The following is a 23274-nucleotide window of genomic DNA, read 5'->3' as shown; positions in this document are numbered from 1 at the left end:
TTAACAATCGGGGAAACCCAATATTATTTATTAACCAATAAACAAAAAGATGAAAATGAAAATGAATTTTAAGTATGCGATGATGGCTTTCGCTGCCCTAAGTATGGGGATGGCAAGCTGTTCGGACAATCCTGTTGAGGGCGGTGGCGACACTGAACTTGAAACAGGTGCACCTACATTGGCAACCATTCGGATGGTTGATGTTACAGAGAAAGATCAAACCCGTGCTTACGGTGATTTTCCTGCTCTTCCTGGTGAAAGAAAAATCGAAAGAGCAAAAGTGTATGTATTTAACAGTACAAAAATACTTGTAAACGAAGTTGATTTACAGTACGGTACTATTGCTGAGACAGGTGAACCTGGCTGGGTAGCCACTTTCGAAGCATCAGCAGGCAAACATTATTTTGTAGCTACTGCTAATGCTCCTACTGTAAACATTGAAAGAGGTAGAAGCATGGATCATTTGTATGATGTATTAGAAGATATTCAACGCGATAGATTCTACACACACTATGCAAACCTTGAAGGTGACTCGTTATTCTTTATGACTACTCCTGTAGTAGTGTCGAATATTGTAAATGGAGATCATCTTAAAAGAATGAAATATGCAGAAGCAACTTTGGTAGGTGCTACAGAAGAAGAAATTAAAACTAACACTGCACCAGTTGGAAACCATATTTCGGTTCCTGTAGGTCGTGCAATGGCTAAAATTAATCTTACAATAGAACCTAGCGTTGAGGGAACTAAAAAAGTAGAATACAAATGGGTAATCAATGGTAGCGATACAATTGGTAAAGTTTTGATGAAGAACGCAGGGTTGGATGAAGTAAAGATAGGTAACGATCCTGCTGGTACATATCCTGTTTACAAGGTAGCCAACAATCCACACAAAATGTATCATTTCCCTTATTTTGGTGGTGTTCAGTTGTTCCAAACTCCATTACATTTCACCTATCCTGCTCATACATCTTTTGCTGTTAATTACTGGCCAGCGTTGCACGATGAAACTGGGTTCTTTACATTTGAAACTGCTTTAACACCAAAAACAGATCTTAAACAAGTAAATCCTAAAGCTCCATCGGTAAAACGTCCGGGCGAGCTTCTTGGCTCTACTTCTAATCCGGCAACTCCTGAAGCTTTCTATGCAATGGAAAATTCGAATGATGAACCAACTTGGAGTAATGCTACAATATTACAGGTAAAAGCTCAATTTGTTCCATATGAACCTCTGTATGTAACAGGTATTGATACTAGTGATCCACAAGACGCTAGTAAATACACTACTGGCACATATACAGCAGGTGGTGTATTCTTTCGTGCATGGGATCCAAACTCAAAAACATATTGGAAATATTTCTTTGCTGACAAAAGCCATGCTGATGCTGTAGCTGCTTCTTTCGAAAATACAGACCCAGCAAAGGGTCCATTAACTGAAGCTGGATCGGTACAAGAATATAAGACTGGTTTGTGTTATTACATGATTCCTGTTAGAGACTTAACACAGCAACCTAGTGGTGATGTGAAGAGCGTTCCACAAAGACATGATGTAATTCGTAATCATTTCTATGATATTGAAATTACAAACTTTACAGACTGTGGATACTATACTCCTGGTGGTGGTAACGAAGGTCCAGGTAAAGATACTGAACCTAAAGACCCATTGTACCCAGACCCATATTTCTGTCAGGTATCAATTAACATAGTTCCTTGGACTCATGTGTTGATTAATGAAGATAATGTAGGTATCGGTTATAAGTAATTTTTCATAAAAAAAGAGTGAGGTGAGATTTTCACCTCACTCAAAATCTTGACGTCAAAGACACGGCTATGCAAAATCTACGTAAAATATATTTGTTTCTTATACTTGCTCCTGTTTGGTTTACTGGGTGTATTGGTGAAGAAGATTATAATTGTGACGAAATCCTGGCTCAAGGATTAACTGTTGATTTTCTCTATAACATCAATTCTGCCTATAAAGACAGTATTCGTTTGGTGGCTGATTATATTGATTTATATATTTACACCGAATTAGATGAGCTTTATAAAGAAGTTCGTTTGAGCAAATCTCAACTCGAAACACACGATTATAAATATACAACCCGGCTTCCTAAAGGGGTGTACAAATTGGTTTCTTGGATGAACAATGGCGATTGTTATCACAAGGAGAATTTTGAAAATTACACTGATGCAAGAGTGCGTATTAAAAGTGACAGTCAACAACTTATAGATGAAAACGGAAAGGGAGAAAACACAACACCTCTCTACTATGGATATGTTGACCGACAACCTGACTATGCCTATGAAAAAGAAGATCTTATTGTTGAAATAAAGGATGAAAAGCTGGCTTATTCAAAAACCATAAACTTTGCAAAAAATACTAATTATATACACATATATACGCAATTTAATCGTTCTATACACGCCGAAGGCGATGTGAAAGTAGAAATAAGTGGAAAGAATGGCGTATGTACCCATTACAACCGAAATGACATTGAGACTAATTCCTATACATATTACCCCTATGCAACAGAGATAATACATGCCGAATCGGGTTATTACTACACACATCTATCGCATACAACCACACAAAGATTATGGGAGGGTGATGAGCTAGATTTGTCGATTGTTTTGCAAGAACCCAACAAAGCAGACAAAGTGCTTGTACAAGAAAAACTAACTGAATTGTTAATGGAGTGTCCTCGTAATTATAACGATTTTCAATTAGAACGTTTCGATCACTATAATATAATATTTCAGTTTGATTTGATAGCCGGCGCTTGGGTAATGGTTGATATTATAGTAGACGATTGGCATTTGATTCGTCAAGATGAGAATGTAGGCGTTTGGTGATAATGGATTAAAAAATAGTTGAAATGAGAAAATGCGTTGAAATATTGTTGCTGATTTATATACCTTTTGCCTTTGTCTGTTGTAGTGATAATGGATTGGAGGTGCCTGTGTTGTCATCCTCGGAAGTAGAAGTGGAAATATTTACTCGTGCTTTCTCGCTGCTTGAAGGACAAGATGTGGAAGGAGAACACGCAGTTAACAATCTCTGGCTAATTGTTTACGACGATGCTACTGGTATAATAGAATATAGTGAGGATGTACTTTATATTGCTTACGACAGTTTGTACTATGTTCTTCGAAATTTGTCTACAGATTTAACGCCGGGTCCAAAAGAATTTTTTGCTATAGGCAACTTGCCCAACGAATGGGTCGGTAACTTGGAAAACAAAGCAGGTGGATTAACACCCACATCTACTGATTTGAAAAGTATGATATGGGAAGAGAGCAAAGGCCATTTGCCTCAACTAAAAAAAGATGCTGGTGGCAAATATATTAAAAATAAGGGACGTTTTGTTATTGATGAGAACTTCCCGATGCGTTATAGCGGATATATAAGGGATACATTGATAGCTGATACGTTTAATAGTATTCGTGTTCCGATATACCGCAATGTGGGTAAACTTGAAATAGAATTTGTTCCCGATTGGGATAAAACTGTTTATGATTCTGATGAACTTGATTTATTAGATGGGGTAACAGGGAATCCGATTGCAATAAGTGTTAAAAACCGAGCCACTGAAAGTTTGTTGTTTCAAGAAGATAAATACAAAGATCCGGTCAACGATCATAGCCTTGGAATAAATACCACTCTCGATATGGTTACAGTTGGCGACGAAGCAGGTGGGTTAAAACTTGCTTATGAAACTTCAACAACCAAAATGAAGACGGTAAAAACCGTTCCGGTATATTTCTTTGAAAACCATCCCGATTTTGATGAATTACAAACCCCACCTAAATGGATGCACGATGATGCTAAACATCCATTAATAGATATAACTATAACCACAAAGCTAGGTCCATATCATGCAGAGAATCTAATTCCATTTGCAGGTAAGTTGATCGAGAATAATAGCGAAGTATCGGGTATACATCGTAATCATTATTATCACTTGAAGGTGAAACTATTTATTAACCCGTTTGGAAAATGGATAAACCTTAATGTCCAGCCTTGGACCGAGATAGAATCGGGTGGTATTCCACCCTTAGAAATTCAATAACAGTAAACAATTAAACTTATATATTATGAAGTATCTATTGGCCCATACATTCGTTTTTCTTTTTTTTGGCATGTTTTTAGAAGGTTGCCAAAACGAAGATTCCTTTCAAGAAGAACCAGAAAAAGAAGCAGGGCTTTATTTGTCAATTCAGCCATCGGGAACAGTATCTACGCGCGCAATGAAAGATAGTGATATCGGTGAAATGACCATTCTTTATTTTAGAAAAAACGAAAAAATAACTGGTGTTGGTGACGATAAATACTACCTGTTGGATGTTGAAAAAATAGCTACAGGAGTTGTAGGGACCGGAACCAATAATCAATTGTTTGCTCCTAAAGATGGAGGTAAATGGACAGGTCCCCAATATGCTTTTTACCCCAACATGCGTGTTGCTGTATTTGCTAACTCTCATTTGCTTGATTTTGCTACTACACTGGGATATAATGCGACTGTGGATGGAACAGCTGCTACAACACATCCTACTACTGGAATCATAACAATGGATCCTTTAAGTAAAACCATTTCTTCTAGTTCTTTGGAGATGGAAAACGTTTTAAAAAGCATAACTTTTAAAAACAATGTTGACACTGTTGCATACGTGCGTAGCGATAGTATTCCAATGTATGTACTTACAGGGGATGTAAAAATACGTAAAGGCCCTTACGAGGCCGATTATTATGTAAGCACCGATGGAACATCAACGCAAGTATATAATTTAATCCGTTCGGTGGCTAAAGTGAAAATTGAAAATAAAAAAGCTCGCTTTCAAGATAAGGTAAACTCTGGTTTGTATCATTTTTTACTAGATAGTGTTTATGTAGTTAAAGGTAATCGTAAAGGATATGCCTATTATGATTCTTCTAGCAGTGATCATTTCAATAGCGACAGAGTAGTTGAAGCTACTGTTCCTACGGGGGCATCTGCTACCAAGGGCGGAATCACAAGCAAAACAAATGCAGTTCCCGATACAACAAAAACAAGCGGTACTCAAACCGTTAGTGATTTTTATTTGTACGAAGCAAAAATAGCAAATGCCGGAACAACAAATAGAAAATTTGATTCAAATAACGATTGCCACCTTGTGATAGTAGGTCGTCGCGAAGCTGCAACCAAAGGGACTTATGAAAAAACCCGGCGGAAATACATGATCCCAATACCATATCTTCAAAAAGGAGACGTTTCGGCAACTACATCTTATGTAATTGGAACTTCATTTGAAGCTAATTACCCTGGTAGTATTTTGCGCAATCACTATTATAAGTTTACTATTGAAGGTGTTGGCGATCGTGGCTTACGAATAAAGCTTAGTATACAAAATTGGACAGAAGTTACAATTGGCACAGACCCTATTCCTGTTTCCTAAATAATAAAGCAATGAAACATATCTGCCTACATATTTCTTTGTCGTTTTTAGCAATACTAACCCTGGTATCTTGCCAAGAAGATAACTCTGCTTATGATTCGGCAGAAGGTGGAGCCTATTTTTCCATACGAGCACTTGCGGATGATGAGGTGGCAATAGAGAGCCTATGGGCTATTTATTTTAAAGCCTCTGCTGCCGGAGGTACTTACAAGTACTATAATCAGTATAAATGTGTTTCACCAACCACAAGTAATGGTGTACATACATACGAACTAAAAAACTATCCTACTGCCACAAATCCAAGCACTGACAATGCCAGAATGAAAGTTGTTTTTGTTGCTAATGTAGAAAGTTTGGTTTCATCTTCTTGGAATACCAGTACAACAATGTCTGCTATAGAAAACAGTTTGATAGTAAGTAGTACCAATAGTGGAATCTGGGGAGTAGCCTCTACTATGGCATCCAACAAGGCACCTATGTATTATTGTACAAGTGAATTGCGCTTGATTAAAGATGAGCTAACTACTGTTGAGTATCTGGAAAACTCAAATGTTACTCCATGTGGATTGGAACGATTGGTAGCCAAGTTTACTATTAACAACAGGAAAACATTATCTACAGGCAGTAAAAACCTGCTACTTAATTTGGCAGCAGTTCGTGTTGTAAATGGAAACGACAGAGGATTTCTTTCTACCAACCTTAATAGTAAAACTACTGTAGCAGTGCCGGCATCAGCTGTTAAAAGTACAGTTGCAGATGCTACAGTAATGACTCCATCGAATGCAACTGTAGATATCAGTGCGTCAGAGAAGAATGTAGCTGTGCAGCAAGTGATCTTTTATACTTTCCCAGCTATAAATTCAAACAAAACTACGGGTGATTTGAATAATGAGAGCAATACCTACATACGTTTAAGTGGTACTGTATCAGGTCAGTCTGGTACATTGAATTATATGTTGCCAATACCGGGCACACTTGATGGAAATAAAAAGATACTTACCCCTGGTGATGTTGTGCGCAACCACCACTACATCTACACCATAGACGGTGTAAAAGACAACCTAACATTCACCGTTACCATAAACGAAATTCCTTGGACACCAGCCGAGGTACCTGTAGATTTAGGAAGTGAATAATAAACTCCAAAACGATCAACTAAAATGATGAAATACAATAAATACCCCATTTGGTGCTTCTTGTGCATTTGCCTGTTTATACTGGCTTCTTGTGTAGACGACGACAAGCCCGACCCTATCACAGAGCGGCAAATCACTTTCGAAATGGTAATTGTAGATGGAAGCGGACAAACACGAATGACTGACACTCAGGAAGATGCTTTAAATACAGTTGATGTGCTTGGTTTTAAAAAAACTGGTGGACTGTGTGCTTTTGCAGCTACGGCAAATCACGTTTCGGGTAGTACTTACAAAGTTATTCTGACCGACGACTATAGTGAAGTAATGTTTTTTGCCTTTCTAATAAACTATCCAACAGCAGGAGTGCCTACTTTAAGTTCGCTTGTGGGAAAAACCTATACCAACATTTTAAATACACTGATAATTCCGGAAGCCAAAATGCCAACCACCAGCATACCTATGTTTGGAGTAAGCAAAGGTGTGGTAATAAATACCAATAATTTAATTTCAAGTATTCCAGATGCAGTAAGATTGTTCCGCATGGTGGCCAAGATTGATGTATGGAATCAAAATGATCTAGGCGCGGCAGGCGCAGATTATTACCACAACTTTGAAATGACAGAAGTTCGCTTATCCAACAGGGCAACTTCCGGATATCTGGGGCATGATACACTTCATATAAAAAATTATACCGCAGGTGTTCCTGATGGTATACTTTATTATTTAAATGCTCCTTACCCTTGGCAGCCATCTACCATTAATTTAAGCACTAAGGATATTACCTATGCATTAACTACTGCAACTCCGAAGAAGGCAGAAAAAGTAGAAGCATCAATCTACACCTTCGAACGACCCGAACCTGTAGCAAACGAAGATAGCACCTACTTGGTAATTAAGGGCCTGTACAAAGGAAAAAAAGGAAATGACAACGGAGTACCAAGCGAATATAAAGTATATATTCCCGAATTAGATTACTCTACTAATCCGGCAAAGCCAAAATCGGGTGGTAAAGAGTGCGGGTCTATCCTGCGCAACCACCACTACACCATTAAGATAGGAAAAGTATCTCCTGCCAAACTCGAATATAAACTTCAGGTAGTGCCCTGGACCAATGTGAAGGACTCTACCGTTTTTGAGAAAACGTACAACCTGGATGCTAACCCCCAAAAAATTATATTAGACCCCATTGATGTAGGAAACTCGTACACAGAGAAACTTTCGTTCTTCAGTGATTATATGTGGCAGTATGGTCTATATCATGATATGGCATGTACGGATACCATAACCAACAGACTTCCAGACGGTGAAAATCCATGGTTTAAGGTTATTATTCCATCCGGAATAGAAGGCAGTAAGAATGCCGATGGATATTATCCTGTTATTCCCAAAGATAGTAAAATAGGGATAGATGTATACGCTGAAACGAAAAACGAAGCTGATACTGTTCGCTATGGTTATATTAAATTTACCGGTTATGCCAAGCACGATTTTAAAGATACAATCTATGCACGTATGTCGGTGGTAACCGAAATCCGACAATGGAATTTCAAGGTTGAACCAGCTAATTGCTATCTGGTAGACAATCTATTCCCTAAAAAATTCAACATCCCGTTGCTGCAGATAAAGCGTGCGATGAACGATGATGTTATTCCCAACAATTGGATAGCGAACCCTGCCAAGCTGAAGGCACAAGTGTACTGGACAGATCGCCATGTTTTTGATAAAATAGATGAAGGGTTGTTTGATGTAGGCTCTGCCGTAGTGCATAGAGTGGAATATACAGCAGGTGCAACTTGGGAGGAGAAATACATCACGGTTACCCCCGGCACAGGGGTAGGTAATGCCGGTATTATTCTGTACGAAGACATGAATGGCATCGATGGCTATCAGGCCAAAACCTCTGATGTTATCCGTTGGAGTTGGCACATCTGGAATATTAACAACATTCCATACGAGTCGAAGTGGATGGACCGTAATCTGGGGGCGCATGTCACAAAGTCGGGCGACCTTTCCTCTGTTGGTTTCTTCTACCAGTGGGGGCGCAAAGACCCGTTACCCGGTTTGGGTGCCTGGGATATTTCGGAAGCAACCGAGCAGACCGTTCATACAGCCAAAGTTCTTTTTGCTCCCGGAGCATCGGAATATATTAAAGATTCCGGACCAACCAACGTACAACAAACAGTCAGTTCGCCCATGACGGCTTTTTGGGATTGGAAGGATAAAGCAACATATACCTCCTGGAACGAAACAACCAACCCCTGTCCGGCAGGCTACAAGGTTCCTGCTGCAACTGATTGGCCTACCAGCGACTGGCAGGGTAAGATAGGTGAATTCTTTGTTTTTACAAATAATGGAAAACCCAATGTTAACGAATTAAACAGATATGGAGAATACAATGCGGCCTGTGGTGGTTATTATCCTGCCGGAGGCCATGGGTTCGACAAGTCCGGTGAGAATCCGGAATATCGCGACCATGTGGTAGATAGTAGCAAAAAAGGATACTATTGGACGATCAATCCGGGTGTGGCGTTTACATTTCAAACGGGGGTAGGTACTGAATCAAAGTCGAAAACATTCGGCGCCCCGATTCGCTGTGTAAAAAATAAATAGTTAAACAGAAAGAATATTCAAGATATGAAAAAATTGCAAACAAATATATTGACCGTTTTCTCGGTGTGGCTATTGGTTTTGGTTTTAGTTACCTCGTGTGTCGACGACTTGTATCAACCGGATTATTCCTCCGACGGAAAGGAACTTACTTTTATATTAAACCTGCCAAAAGCATCGGTGGTGGAAACGCGTGCCGGGTTCGCAGAGCGGGAAAGTATAGCCGGGCCGGTATATATTCTGGTTTTTAATAAAAGTACAAACATATTAGAAGATGTGATAAAACTGATACAGGGTACAAATGAAACTACTGATGGTTATTTTATTCCTACCGATTTGGACGGCTGTTACAAAATAACCAATAAATTCGCTTTGGATAAAACCTTGGTAGCATTGGCTAATCTGCAGGAAGATTATTTTGAATCTACTCTTATTACTACTGATATAAAAACAACACTTGAGAGTTATATAGGTTCAGGAACCAAAACGGATATCGCAAAAGCATTAAAAACAATACAATTCCCGGCCGATCCCTTAAAAGGCGCAAATAAATGGTTCATAAATCCATTCTCTGACGACAAGTACCATATCCCTATGTGGGGAGAGCTAACCGATTATAGCTACGGAAAAACCAATCAGTTCAATATGATACGGATGTTGGTCAAAATAGATATTGAGTTTACTGAAAATGCGTTGAAAGAATTTAATATACCCACTCCTTTAGGTGGTCTCCGCTTCTACAATCAAACAACTTGCGGATATATTATTCCGGATAATTATGATGCAGATAATATGGCAGTAACTAAACCTACCGGTAGTAATACAGATTTATCGCAAGCAACGACGAATCCTGAACGTGAATACCTTGCTTATACAGGGTCTGCAAATTGGACAGGCTCACAGTGTTTGGATCGAATTTATACTTTTGAAGTCAATCACTCGGGTATCTTTCCTCCTAAGGATGCAGAAGAGACATGGTACACTGATCCGGAACATCAGAAATGGAAACAAAATCCTTGTATTATAATTCGTGGAACGTATAAGGGGGAGCAGGGTTATTATCGGATTGATTTTATAGACAATGAAGGGAATTGGCTAGACTTACTACGAAATCATCGCTACCATGTTGTTATTAAAGATGTAAGAGGGAAAGGGTATAGTAGCTGGATGGAGGCTTACAATCACGCCCCTCAGAATATGGATGTCACCACCTACGTTGCCAATGCTTCTGAAAAAGAAGAAGTAGCTGTAGATGGTCCTTATTTTATGAGTGTGGAGGATGTAGATATATTGAGGTCAGGAGAAAAAGAGGAATTAGAATATACTTATAAAACGAATTATGATACAGATCCAATCTTCACCAGTTATGAAGATGAAGAATGCACAATGAGTGGAGCTAGTTGGCTCAGTGGATCAAAATCTGACAATAATGGATTCTTTATAATTAAGACGACAAGCGATAATAATTCCGGAGAAACTAGAACTGGTTATTTGAAGGTGTCTATAGGTCGCATGTCCATAGTCATAAAGGTAACTCAGGTGCCTCGAACGGCTACCTATGTGGGTGCTTTCTGGAGACATAATGAAAATGCGGAGCGGTTGATTCGTTCGCCTTTGCCTAAAGAGTATGATTGTGATTGGGAAGCAAGTGTACTTGTTGGGCAAGAGTGGATACGAATGGATACAAAGCGCGGTCCCGACCATCCTAATGGCTCTACAGAAAAGGATACTGATTCAGCTAAAATAGCTAATCCGGAAAATAGGGGGGGGAACTATTATGTAACTGCCACTACCACCTCTGTGCGTGGTAGCTCCACCGCAACTATGAAAGATGAGGATAAATATGTTTATTTTCGTATTGGTTTGAAAGATAGAATTCCTGAATCCGACCATCGCTACGGAGTGATATTGTTCACTTACACAATTAAAGGTAGTAACGGACGTAATTTTACAAGACAGCAGTATATATGGGTTCGGCAGGGCGAAGATGCCGATTATCTGGTAGGATCGAAAGCAAGCAGCACTCAGGATAGACCGTACGTACCGTTTTCTCCTTACAACTTAACCTCTGCTGAGTATTCGGCTTATCCAACTTCTGCTGTGATGCGCCAACGACTTGCAGTGAATGGTGGCGTATTTACCGAGTATCCTTCGCAAGCTGGCGTATTTTCCATTTCTTTGGCATCCATTGGTGTACAAGAAGATGGCGATCCAATACCGGATGACGATGTAATAATAGGAACTACTACTGGAAAAAAACAAGGTACCTTTCAAAGATATGTTTTTCATCCCACCAACAACGACAAAAATGCAGCCTGGTCAAATTATGGGATTACGAACTATTACTATTGGGATCAACATCAATCTACTACACTATCGGGGTATAAATTATCTTTAAATCCGGAGATATGCCCGAAAGATTATCGTCGTCCGAACGACGGAGCCACAGATAAATCTGTTGATAGAGGAATTGGTTTTGGTACCGACCATACTGCTTCCGAGATGCGTCATTCTCTCTTTCATTCTCTCACGATTGATCAACTTTCTCTAATAGACAATTCTGTATATGGCTATTATGCTGATGGCTTTTTCGATCGTAGAAAAATAGAAACTCCCCCCGGTGCAGATCCCTGGGAAAATAGTGCAGTAGCCAAAAACACAGCTCACATTGCTTATGCAGGAAGATTATTCTATAACCCATCGAATCATAAATCTCTTTTTTTTCCGGCAGCAGGGTATTTAAATGTTAAAAACCCTCAGTTGTTAAACGAGGCAGGTAGAAAAATGCTTTATTTTACAGCTTCTATCTATAAAGAAGATGGGAATTATAGTAGTACCTGGGCATTGCACGGTAACACTGGTTCTATCGATGGTACTGCCAGTATGGCTCCTAAAACTGACTATTCCCGCGAACGCTATGCGGGATCCATCCGTTGTGTGAAGAATTAGATATTAAACGCTGAGTTCCCTAAGATACTTTTGTATCTTGCCTGTGGCACTTTTGTATCTTGCCTGTGGCACTTTTGTATCTTGCCTGTGGCACTTTTGTACCACAGGCAAGATACTTTTTTCTCACAGGTAAAAAAATGCTGGTACTGTAAGTTCTTGATTACCAGTTTTATTATAACTCCGCGTAACTTAGCGTAACTCAGCGTTTCAAAAATGAGCCTTAGCTGAACCAAACGAATATTAATAATACATCGACCCGAATAATCAGCACTCAAAGATGCAGAAATAAATAATAACGCTAACGGTAATAGATAATAAAGTTTACCGCAAATATACGATATTCTCTATATCTTTGCTTCGGTTAAAGTAATGAATAGATGAAACAAGCCCCAAAACATATCAAAATAAGCGACTATAATTATTGTTTACCCGATGAACGGATAGCCAAGTACCCATTGCCTCAACGCGATCGGTCTAAATTACTCATATATCGTGGGGGAGATATACAAGAAGAAGTATTTTCCTCCTTGCCCCAATACCTGCCCGAGGGTAGTCTGATGATATTTAACAACACCAAAGTAATACAGGCCCGGCTCCATTTTCGCAAAGAAACAGGTGCCTTGATCGAAGTATTTTGCTTAGAACCCATCAGCCCTAACGATTATGTGTTGAACTTTCAGCAAACGCATCGTGCAGCCTGGCTGTGTATGATAGGTAATCTAAAGAAATGGAAAGAAGGCAAGTTGTACAAACAAATAACAGTAAAAGGATACGAAATAACACTTACTGCCACACGTGGCGAGAGCCGGGGAACCAGTCATTGGGTAGATTTTAGCTGGGATAATACAGCAGTTACCTTTGCCGATATCCTGGAAGTTTTTGGCGAACTGCCCATTCCGCCCTATCTTAACCGCGAAACACAAGATAGCGACAAAGAAACCTATCAAACTGTGTATTCTAAAATAAAAGGATCGGTAGCTGCACCCACAGCCGGTTTACATTTTACCCCGGAGGTGTTTAACTCTTTGAAAGCAAGGCATATTGAATGCGAAGAACTTACACTACATGTAGGAGCCGGAACATTTAAGCCTGTTAAGAGCGAAGAGATTGAGGGCCACGAAATGCATACCGAATACATTTCCGTATCAAAAGATACTATTAAAAAGCTGATTGCATATAATGGCGAGGCAATAGCAGTAGGAACAACCTCGGTACGTACCCTGGAAAGTCTTTACTACATAGGTAGCACGCTGTATCAAAATCAGGAAGCCGGCGAGGAAGAACTGCATGTAAAACAATGGCAGCCATACGAGCAGTTGGTAAACATATCGGTGGTAGAAGCTTTGCAAAGCATTGTTGCCTATCTGGATGCCCATGGCATGGAAACCCTGCACAGCAGCACTCAAATAATTATTGCTCCGGGTTATCAATATAAAATAGTAAAAGGCATAGTTACCAACTTTCATCAACCACAAAGCACACTGTTGCTACTAGTATCTGCCTTTATAGGCGATGATTGGCACAAAGTATATAAGTATGCCCTTGAGCACGATTTCCGTTTTTTAAGTTATGGCGATTCGTCGTTGTTAATGAATGGTTAGTAGCTATTCTTCTTTTGTTTTTTTCTTAGCCAATAATCCAGGCCCAACAGTACTATAGCAATACCACCTATATACCAATAAAAGTCGAATATGGGTTTTGATGCTTGCAAGCTTTCCCATTTAAACTCCGGTAAATAATTGGCTGTATTTATTTTCAGGTAGAAGAATATAAAATAAACCAATAGTGCCAGTATAAACAACGAAGCGGCAGTAAGAGCGGAAACTAAAATAAGTTTCTGTCTCTTACGTTTCTTTTCGGCTTCTAAACGAACCTTTTCCATCATCCGGTACGAAAAATTAAAGGCTAATCCTCCTTCTTCTCTTTTAGCTAAAGCTTTCTTTAGTATACTATCCTTATTTTCCATCATCATCACCTTTTAGTAAAACATATAATTTCTTGCGTATCCTGTGCAATCTAACCTTCACATTTGCAACAGATAACTTTGTGATTTCGGCAGTTTCGTCAATCGATTTTTCTTCATAATAGAATAATGTAATGATAGCTTTCTCTTCGGGTGTTAACTTTTCAATGGCAGCGGTTAGCTCCATTATTTTCTCTTCGTCTTCACTCGGAAACAAAACAGAATCGGCTTTATCATCCGGTACATTATTTATTATACTTTCTTCTATAGCCAAAAAATCATGCTTCTTCTTTCTGGTAAATCCTATTGCCATATTGTAGGCTATACGGTAAAGCCAGGTCGAAAAAGAAGAATCTCCACGATATGTATATAAACTCTTAAATGCTTTCAGAAACACATCCTGTACTATTTCCTCAGCATCCTCGGCCGAAGATACTATTTGTATAACAAGAGAATAAATAGAACGGCTATAGCTTTCAAGGAAACAAGCATACAGTTCTGTTTCGCCATCCAGTATTCTTTTTATATACAATTTCTCTTCTTTACTGTTCATGATACTTGTTAGATGTGGCATCGCAAGTAAAGGTTACAAATATAGCTGATATTTTTTATAGCAAAAAAACTTCGATAAAGTGTAACCTTATATAATCTTGCTACATCTAACTAAACAAAGCAACAAAGAAAATATGTTCTTTTGTTCTTATGTCTAAAAATAAATTATTCATTTAAAACCTATAATTATGATGGATTTTATTACAGCCCCCCTTGTAGTAGGTATTTGTGTATTTGGCGTTTATAAACTGTTTGAATTGTTTGCCCGCCGTCGCGAGAGATTAGCATTAATTGATAAGTTAACCGAAAACTTCTCGGGTGATAAAATAAATCTCACCTTGCCCGACTTTTCGCAACTGCGTTTTTCGTATGGCGCACTTAAAGTAGGATGTTTGTTGATTGGATTAGGTATTGGCTTATTAACCGGATTTATTATTACAATAAATAGCATACCAGATTACGTAGAAAACTTCCGAAACTGGGAATACAGAGAAATAGCAGGAATGATTTACGGATCGTGTGTGTTAATATTCGGGGGAATAGGACTTCTCACAGCATTTGTTATTGAACTGAAAATGGAAAAGAAGCAAAAGAACAAATAGAACCGAATCTCCCGGGATACATTTTAAACAAAACCCGGGAGAGTTTTTTCTAAAGAGAAGAGTTTAGCCTATGTAGACATTTACGCACAAATACACATAAAGTTCATCCTCTTCCTGATCAAATTGAACCTTGTTTTCATGGGCGAGCCAACCTAATGCAGCCCCTAAATCTTTGTCACGAAGTCCTGACTTCCTTTTCAAGTCTCCGTAGCTCCAGCGAGCATTGTTTACCAGTAATTGCCAAACTTTGGTGGCATAAATACCAATTTCAGTTCTATTCATTGCGAATGTTTTAAAAGGTTAATATATAGGTTAGGCTAATTGGCAATCGTAAATATACTAACAATTACACTTTATAAAAAATATATATTACTAAACATTTTCCAAAACAGAGTTATATACCATCACTAGCGAAAAACAGAAGAATTAGTAGTTAGAGTAGCTAGTAGTTAGTAGTTAGTAGCTAGTAGGACCATGCGGCATCGCTACTATCTACTATCTACTAACTACTATCTACTAACTACTATCTACTAACTACTATCTACTAACTACTAGCTACTAACTCAAAACTTATTATCTTTGCAACTTAAAACTCATAAACTATCTTTGCAGTGATGATTGAACTTACACAGGAAGACCTGAAAACGCATTTTAGCAAGAATATTTTTCAACCGATAACCGCAACTGCCGATGCACTTGGATTAGAATGTTATGCTGTGGGCGGCTATGTACGCGACCTTTTTCTTCAGCGTCCATCTAAAGATATTGATGTAGTAGTAGTAGGTAGTGGCATTGAAATGGCACAGGCTTATGCAAATAGACTAGGTAAACATGCCCATATAGCTGTATTCAAAAACTTTGGAACAGCCCAGGTTAAATACAAAGGCACTGAGGTAGAATTTGTTGGTGCCCGAAGAGAATCTTATCAACGCAACTCGCGCAAACCGATTGTTGAGAATGGTACGCTTCAGGACGATCAAAATCGGCGCGACTTTACTATCAATGCCATGGCAGTATGCCTTAACCAAAGCAGGTTAGGCGAACTGGTTGATCCTTTCAACGGCATTGCAGATATGAAAGAACGAACCATTCGTACACCGTTAGATCCGGATATAACATTCAGTGATGATCCTTTGCGTATGATGCGCTGCATCCGTTTTGCCACCCAATTGAACTTTTATATTGATGATGAAACTTTTGAATCGATTACCCGGAACAAGGAACGGATTGAGATTATATCTAAAGAGCGGATTGCCGACGAATTAAACAAAATCATGCTCTCGCCCATACCATCCAAAGGATTTATCGACCTGGAACGTTGCGGATTGCTTGCACTTATCTTTCCGGAGTTAGCAGCCTTGCAGGGAATAGAAGTTAAAAACGGACGCGGACACAAAGATAATTTCTATCATACCCTGGAGGTGCTCGATAATATAAGTAAAGAAACCGATAATTTGTGGCTTCGCTGGGCTGCATTGTTACACGATATTGCAAAGCCGGCAACCAAGCGGTGGGAACCACGTATCGGGTGGACTTTCCATAACCATAACTTCATAGGCGAGAAGATGATTCCCAATATCTTCCGCCGGATGAAACTGCCCATGAACGAGAAAATGAAGTATGTGCAAAAACTTGTAGGCTTGCACATGCGTCCGATTGCTATTGCCGATGATGAAGTAACCGACTCGGCCGTGCGCCGTTTGTTGTTCGAGGCAAGTAATGATATCGACGATTTGATGGTGCTTTGCGAGGCAGATATAACTTCTAAGAACTCCGAACGCAAACAACGCTTTCTGAATAACTTTCAGCTGGTTAGGCAAAAGTTGAAAGACATTGAAGAGAAAGACCGCATCCGAAACTTCCAACCACCCATTAGTGGTGAAGAGATAATGAGGATATTCGGGTTGGAACCAAGCATGGAGGTTGGCGCTTTAAAAAGTTCGATTAAAGATGCCATACTCGATGGGGTGATTCCTAACGAATACAATGCCGCTTATGCCTATATGATGGAAAAAGCTACCAAGATGGGCTTAACACCTTCTCAAGCGGATAAGTAAACCAGAAGCATGAGCCTTGACCAACCTCAGAGTCTACACCAATTTCGCCTCCCATCAGTTCAACAAGGCTTTTACTGATGGTGAGCCCTAAGCCGGTTCCAACCGAGAAGCTATCCAGTTTGGTAAAGCGGTTAAAAATTTGTTCCTGCTTTTCCTTCGGAATTCCGGTACCGGTATCCTTTACATAGAATTTAATAGTGTTGTCATCTACCTTCTGGCAGCCTATTGAAACATTTCCTTCGAATGTAAATTTCAATGCATTGTCAACAAAGTTACTAAGCACTTGGGTTAACCTTACTTTGTCTGTTTTAATAATGCAGGAAGGTACGGTTTCGCAGATTAAAATCTTCACCTTCCGGTTATATGTTTTTGTATGGTAAAACTGTAACAACTCCGAACAGAGTTGAGCAGCATCTATGTTCTCATAAACCAGATCAATTGTTCCTGCTTCAATTTTCGAGATATCCAGAATATCCGAAATAACCTGAAGAAGCAGGTCGTTGTTTTCTTGTACAATTCTGGCATAAGTGCTGCGGTCTTCTTTCTCAATCTCTTCCGAATGGGTAAGCAAGTCCGAGAATCCTACAATTGCATTTAATGGTGTTCGTATCTCATGACTCATATTAGCCAGAAAGGCAGTTTTTAATCTGTCGCTTATTTCTGCCTTTTCTTTGGCATCTATTAATCTTTGTTGGTTGTGGTACGATTCGGTTATATCAGCAAACAGGCAAATTACTTCATCTTTATGAATGGAGTAAGCTATTAGCCGGGCATATTTATCGCTCCATTTAATGTAGTATTCCAAATCGAGATGTGTATCACTTTCAAATTGTTTCTGTAATTGATATGCATCATCACCAAAACAATTAATTGTTGCACTTGCTTTCTTACCAAGGCAATTACCTAATGGTTGCTGAAAAAGTTTTTCGGCAGCATCGTTCACATCCAGGTATATAAAATCATAATCCTGTTTGGTTTTACAAAGAACCTGTAAACGCATATAACCTAATGGCATATTCCGATACAAACTTTCCAGGTATGATTTATCCCGATGTGCCCGGTTTTCCGAACGTTGCAACTGAATACACAAACTAACAATGTTTACCAGTGCCGATAGCCATTGGCAGTCTTCTTCGGTCCAATCGTGAAATCCATCTACAATATCTACTCCGGCGTATCCCCAAACTCCTTCTTTAGACATTAATGGGGCTACAAATAAAGAGTTTATATCTTGCATAGCAAGAAAATCTTTCTCCGGTTTTGCTGCAGGCGGCAAATCATCAAGTGTAGATAATATGATTTGTTTTCCCTGACTGATTTGTTGTGTCCACCAGGTAGTCATCTCGAAAGGTAACTTATAAAGCATATCAATTTCGGGCTTCACGTTTTCATCTACTACTTCGTAAGTATTGGTTTGGGTTCCTTCGTCCCAATCATACTCAAAAATGTAGGTACGGCCTGCCTTAAATTGCTTGAGAATATCTCCCAGTATTTCGTTAACAATCTTATCGGGGTCTTTTGCCTGAAGAAACGATAATAGAATCTTTGATATATTGTTAAGCTGATATAAGAGGTTGTTTATTCTTAATGGAGCTACCTTCTTTGGGTTGGTTTTTTCGGGATTCTCGATTACCTGTAAATAGCCCACTATTGTGTTATCTGCATTTTTGCTTACCGATTTGGTTTTAATCCATACTACTCCGTTTGTAGTTTCTAATGGAAATGTTTTTTCTTTCTGATTACCGGCAACATCAAGATCGTAAGTTCGCATTATTCTTTCGCGATAATCTTCACGAACCATCTTGATAAAAGCATCAAAAGTAAGTGTATCAGATTGTATATTTAGTTGCTCTTTTATAAATTCTGATAAAATAAATAATCTACTTTCGTTGTTTCTTACCCACCAACCGGCTTTGAGTGCTGTTAACAGGGAGGTGAGGGATTCAGGGGTGTTAAATATCCTATTATTCACTAAATAATAATTTATATATACTGTTTCTTATGCACAAATATAACACCCGATTTTTGTTTTCACAACATTTTAGTCAAAAAAGTAGATAAGTGGAAGTTCAGGGGTTTCAGGTAGAGGATATAGAACTTTTGATTTAGCTACTTACATGATAGTCTATTTCTTGCACAAAATTATCTGGTGATTCTATATGCCAAAGGAAGTAGGACTTTTTTGCTAAATCCCATATATTGTATTTATTGAATAATGAAATAACCTCTTTTCCAGATAGTTCTTTCTTGTTGCGGTAATACTCAACCACAAAAACTAAAAAATCGTTTTCTTTGCTCATGACTGTTCCTCCGGATATTCTATTTCTTGTTCGTTTACTTCCGCTAAAAATATTTGCGATAGTGTTTTAGGGCTTAAATGCCAAAGTCCTGTAAGTGGATTTTGTAGTTTGTCGAACAAGTTTGATTTATAAAATTCTTTTATAGCAATTTCTTCCTGATTATTGTAGAACCCTTTTATTTCATCAATAATCTGTGGAATAATGCAAACACCTAAAAGTGCTGATATTTGATTTTTGTCTTTCATCTTTAACCTCCCACTTTATATGATTTAATAAAAGTCAAATGACTCAAAACTGATTTGTTGCAAAATAGCACTTGGTTATATAATCGTTTCACTTTAAACCTCTTTATAGCACTCTCTTTATCCAATTGTCCTGCTTCATATAAAATAATAGTACCAAAAACATCATCGTTAGCTACAGGGCCGATAATCAGATCATATTTTTCAATTATAGGAATGCCTTTTCTTCGTTCAACAACAAAATCCAGCCATTTTTCATCGGGTGCATCAAACTTCAACACTGAAAATCTAGTTAGATCTTCATTAAACTCGTAACAATTAACAACAGGGCTAAAAGATGAATTCCTCCGTTTGCAAACTTTTACAGCAAACTCCTGAGCTTGATTTTCATTTTCTGTTGTATAAAATCCCTCTCCAAAATCAAGTGTTTTGAAGCGGTTGGTTATTTGCGGCTTTTCAATAACTATGTCTGTACCGTGATATACTTTCATTTTTTATGTTGTAGGTTATTCTCTTAGTGAAAATACTAAATATTTAATAAACAACAAAAAATATAAGTAATAGTTTAAGTCTAGGGGTCGTGCTTACAGCACTTCATTGCTACTATCTACTATCTACTATCTACTATCTACTAACTAGCTCTTTTTCCAGAAACTACGTGTAAACAAAATAAGTACAGTAAACAGTTCCAGTCTGCCAATAAGCATTAAGAAGGCAGAAATCCACTTGGCAGCATCAGGCAAGCTGTTCCAAGAATATGCTGGTCCGGTAAGACCGAGGCCTGGTCCCATATTACCTACACTTGAAACAACAATACCAATAGACTCAACAAAGTCAACACCAAGGCCAAGCATTATTAGGCAACTAACAACAATTATTACCAGGTATACAAAGATAAAGGCTAATACACTGGTTATAATAGAAGAAGGAGCAACCTGACCATTTATTCTTACCGGCAAAACGGCATTGGGATGGATTATTCTTTTAAATTCGTTTCTTGCTATTTTAGTAAGAATAATCATACGAATACATTTAATACCACCCGAGGTGCTTCCTGCACAGCCGCCAACCACCATTACTACTACCAATAAAGCCCAGAACAAGGGTTTCCAAAGCATGTAATCGGTTGTAGCAAAACCTGTTGATGTATGGAGCGAGGTTATTTGGAAAAATGATTTCCGGAAAGACTCTTCCACTCCTGAACCTGTAGTATAATAAAGACCAACAGCTATAAACAAGGTTAATAAGCCTATTGATATTAAATACCATTTCAACTCGGTATCTTTGAAAAACTTTTTGAATTTACCTTTGGTAAGAATTAAGAGCAAAGAGAAATTTACTCCCGATACAACCATAAAAACAGAGATAACATACTCTATGTATGGTGAATTGTAATACCCTATGCTAGCCTGTTTGGTTGAATATCCTCCGGTTGAGGCTGTGGTGAAAGAGTGGCATATACTATCAAATACATCCATCCCTCCTAACCATAAAAGTATGGCAATGGTTATTGTTAGGCCAATGTAGATGCTCCAAATCCATTTGGCTGTTACGCCTATGCGGGGGTGAACTTTATCGTATGTTAATCCGCTGGTTTCGGCAGCAAATAGCTGTACACTACCTACACCAAAGATGGGGAGTACGGCAATGGTAAAAAACACAATTCCCAATCCTCCAATCCATTGGCTTATGCTTCGCCAAAACAATAATCCATGGGGTAGGGCCTCAATGTTATCAAGTATTGTACTGCCTGTACTTGTAAAACCAGACATGGCTTCGAAAAAGGCATTGGTAATGTTGGGTACATATCCACTCAGATAAAACGGAAGCATGCCGAAGGCAGAAACCACCACCCATGATATGCTGACGATAATAATACCATCGCGTTTACCAAACTGATTATCAGCATTTCTGCCGGCTAAAGAAAATGCAATTCCTGCTATCAGAGTTACTGCTGCTGTTATGATAAAACTCAGTAAATCATCTTCTTTATAAAATAATGATACTGCGATGCAACATAGCAACATAACTGTTTCTATCAAAACAAGAAACCCCATGATACGGAATATCATTTTTGCGTGTATCATTGTATGCTTAACTAAAAAACTTTTCGATTTTCTTTATCATCATATCCAAACAGAATACAACAACATGGTCGCCCGGTTTTATAAGTGTGTCTCCGGTTACCAGTTGACTTTCGCCATTCCGTATTAATCCACCAATGGTTGTTCCTTTAGGGAGTCCAAGGTCTTTTACCGGATGACGGGTTATGCGCGAACCTTCTTTTACACTGAACTCGGCAACATCGGCATCGGCAAAGGTAAGGCACTTAACGTTAGATACATCTGCACGAAGCATCATCTGATATATATGGCTGGCAGCAATGAGTTTTTTGTTAATAACACTACCAATATCAAGGCTTTCGGCCATGTGTATATAATCTATGTTTTCTACTTCGGCCACGGTTTTACTTACCCCAATTCTTTTGGCAGCCAAACAGGCCAGTATGTTGGTTTCGGCATTATCGGTAAGAGCAACAAAAGCATCGGTATTCTTTATACCTTCTTCGAGCAGCAGTTCCATATCGCGGCCATCACCATTAATAATCATAATACGATCGTCCAGTAATTCGGTTAAGCGATTGCAGCGATCAATATCTTTTTCTATGATTTTAATCTTCATATAGTCGGGGGCGTATTGAGCTGTACGAACAGCTATACGGCTTCCTCCCATAATCATAACACTTTGAACATCGGCTGTGTTTTCTTTCCCTGCTATTTTGCGGATGTAGGGAACATATTTACGCATGGTGGTAAAATAAACAATGTCGTTTTCTTTCAATGTGTCATCACCGCGGGGAATAATGGTATTGTTTCCTCTTTTTATGGTAACCACATGATAAGGAGTATTGGCACCACCCAGTTTATGTAAAGGTATGTTGAGTATCTCGGCATTGCTGCGCATCTTTACACCAATAAGAATTAATGCACCACCACAGAACTCCCACCACTGTCTTACCCAGCTCATACGCATGGACGATACTATTTCCTTAGCAGCCAGCATTTCGGGGTAAATGAGCGATTGTACACCCAGGTTACTGAAAAACTCTTTGTTTTTGGGTAGCAGATATTCGTAGTTATCAATACGGGCAAGTGTTTTAATAGCACCCAGATTAGAAGCAAGCATACAAGCGGTAATGTTACGGCTTTCGTCGGGTGTTACGGCAATAAATAGTTCTGCATCATTTATACCTACATCTTTTAAACCGGATATGGAAGTGGGAGACGCAGTTACTGTCATCAAATCAAAATTCGAACTCAGAGGTGATAGTTTATCTTCATCCTCATCCATCAGAATTATATCTTGCTTCTCTCGCGAAAGCAATTTGGCCAGGTGAGTACCTACTTCACCAGCACCTGCTATTATTATCTTCATA

Annotated in this window: 19 protein-coding genes; 10 read left to right on the top strand and 9 right to left on the bottom strand. The window is 38.8% G+C overall.

Features of this window, described 5'->3' with window-relative positions:
• The first annotated feature begins 55 nt into the window (after positions 1–55).
• From D0T85_RS15505 to D0T85_RS15470, 8 genes are all read left to right on the top strand, one after another.
• Positions 56–1759: an Mfa1 family fimbria major subunit gene (locus tag D0T85_RS15505; RefSeq protein WP_163214433.1), complete on the top strand. Its 1704-nt coding sequence runs from the start codon at positions 56–58 to the stop codon at positions 1757–1759.
• 68 nt (positions 1760–1827) lie between these two features.
• Positions 1828–2850 carry a FimB/Mfa2 family fimbrial subunit gene (locus D0T85_RS15500; RefSeq protein ID WP_163214432.1) on the top strand — a complete coding sequence of 341 codons (1023 nt, stop codon included), beginning with the start codon at positions 1828–1830 and terminating at the stop codon, positions 2848–2850.
• 23 nt (positions 2851–2873) lie between these two features.
• Complete coding sequence (locus tag D0T85_RS15495) at positions 2874–4067, top strand: hypothetical protein (protein WP_163214431.1); 1194 nt, start codon at positions 2874–2876, stop codon at positions 4065–4067.
• Positions 4068–4092: 25 nt separating this feature from the next.
• Positions 4093–5430, top strand: coding sequence for a hypothetical protein (locus D0T85_RS15490; protein WP_163214430.1), 1338 nt, complete (start codon positions 4093–4095; stop codon positions 5428–5430).
• An 11-nt stretch (positions 5431–5441) separates the two neighbouring features.
• Positions 5442–6566: a hypothetical protein gene (locus tag D0T85_RS15485; protein WP_163214429.1), complete on the top strand. Its 1125-nt coding sequence runs from the start codon at positions 5442–5444 to the stop codon at positions 6564–6566.
• Between the two features lie 24 nt (positions 6567–6590).
• Complete coding sequence (locus tag D0T85_RS15480) at positions 6591–9176, top strand: hypothetical protein (RefSeq protein ID WP_163214428.1); 2586 nt, start codon at positions 6591–6593, stop codon at positions 9174–9176.
• 24 nt (positions 9177–9200) lie between these two features.
• Positions 9201–12122 carry a BACON domain-containing protein gene (locus D0T85_RS15475; RefSeq protein WP_163214427.1) on the top strand — a complete coding sequence of 974 codons (2922 nt, stop codon included), beginning with the start codon at positions 9201–9203 and terminating at the stop codon, positions 12120–12122.
• 377 nt (positions 12123–12499) lie between these two features.
• Positions 12500–13723, top strand: a complete 1224-nt coding sequence (locus tag D0T85_RS15470) for an S-adenosylmethionine:tRNA ribosyltransferase-isomerase (RefSeq protein ID WP_163214426.1) — start codon at positions 12500–12502, stop codon at positions 13721–13723.
• Here D0T85_RS15470 and D0T85_RS15465 read toward each other — a convergent pair.
• On the bottom strand, positions 13720–14094 hold the full coding sequence (locus D0T85_RS15465; RefSeq protein ID WP_163214425.1) for a hypothetical protein: 375 nt from the start codon (positions 14092–14094) through the stop codon (positions 13720–13722). The two genes, D0T85_RS15470 and D0T85_RS15465, sit on opposite strands and share 4 nt — an antisense overlap.
• A complete protein-coding gene (locus D0T85_RS15460) occupies positions 14078–14638 on the bottom strand; it encodes an RNA polymerase sigma factor (protein WP_163214438.1) in 561 nt (186 codons plus the stop codon). The genes D0T85_RS15465 and D0T85_RS15460 overlap by 17 nt, the downstream gene beginning before the upstream one ends.
• Positions 14639–14825: 187 nt before the next feature.
• On the opposite strand from D0T85_RS15460, the gene D0T85_RS15455 reads away from it, so the two are divergent.
• Positions 14826–15239, top strand: coding sequence for a DUF6249 domain-containing protein (locus D0T85_RS15455; protein WP_370459981.1), 414 nt, complete (start codon positions 14826–14828; stop codon positions 15237–15239).
• 63 nt (positions 15240–15302) lie between these two features.
• On the opposite strand, the gene D0T85_RS15450 is transcribed toward D0T85_RS15455, so the two are convergent.
• On the bottom strand, positions 15303–15521 hold the full coding sequence (locus tag D0T85_RS15450) for a winged helix-turn-helix domain-containing protein (RefSeq protein WP_163214424.1): 219 nt from the start codon (positions 15519–15521) through the stop codon (positions 15303–15305).
• A gap of 332 nt (positions 15522–15853) precedes the next feature.
• On the opposite strand from D0T85_RS15450, the gene D0T85_RS15445 reads away from it, so the two are divergent.
• A complete protein-coding gene (locus tag D0T85_RS15445; RefSeq protein ID WP_163214436.1) occupies positions 15854–17296 on the top strand; it encodes a CCA tRNA nucleotidyltransferase in 1443 nt (480 codons plus the stop codon).
• On the opposite strand, the gene D0T85_RS15440 is transcribed toward D0T85_RS15445, so the two are convergent.
• From D0T85_RS15440 to trkA, 6 genes are all read right to left on the bottom strand, one after another.
• Positions 17256–19268, bottom strand: a complete 2013-nt coding sequence (locus tag D0T85_RS15440) for a GAF domain-containing protein (RefSeq protein ID WP_163214423.1) — start codon at positions 19266–19268, stop codon at positions 17256–17258. The two genes, D0T85_RS15445 and D0T85_RS15440, sit on opposite strands and share 41 nt — an antisense overlap.
• Before the next feature lie 133 nt (positions 19269–19401).
• Complete coding sequence (locus tag D0T85_RS15435; RefSeq protein ID WP_163214422.1) at positions 19402–19596, bottom strand: DUF3791 domain-containing protein; 195 nt, start codon at positions 19594–19596, stop codon at positions 19402–19404.
• On the bottom strand, positions 19593–19841 hold the full coding sequence (locus D0T85_RS15430) for a hypothetical protein (protein ID WP_163214421.1): 249 nt from the start codon (positions 19839–19841) through the stop codon (positions 19593–19595). Before D0T85_RS15430 ends, D0T85_RS15435 begins: the two co-directional genes overlap by 4 nt.
• Positions 19842–19843: 2 nt before the next feature.
• Positions 19844–20329 (bottom strand): DUF3990 domain-containing protein, encoded by a 486-nt coding sequence (locus D0T85_RS15425; RefSeq protein WP_163214420.1) that lies wholly within the window; start codon positions 20327–20329, stop codon positions 19844–19846.
• A gap of 144 nt (positions 20330–20473) precedes the next feature.
• Entirely contained in the window at positions 20474–21925 is a 1452-nt protein-coding gene (locus tag D0T85_RS15420) for a TrkH family potassium uptake protein (RefSeq protein WP_203558500.1), read from the bottom strand.
• A gap of 7 nt (positions 21926–21932) precedes the next feature.
• Entirely contained in the window at positions 21933–23273 is a 1341-nt protein-coding gene (gene trkA / locus D0T85_RS15415; RefSeq protein ID WP_163214419.1) for a Trk system potassium transporter TrkA, read from the bottom strand.
• Position 23274: the final 1 nt, after the last annotated feature.

This window comes from Bacteroides sp. 519 (assembly GCF_010500955.1).
GTDB lineage: Bacteria > Bacteroidota > Bacteroidia > Bacteroidales > Bacteroidaceae > Bacteroides.
Note: the sequence above shows the minus strand (reverse complement) of the source record. Positions and strands in the feature narration are given on the sequence as shown.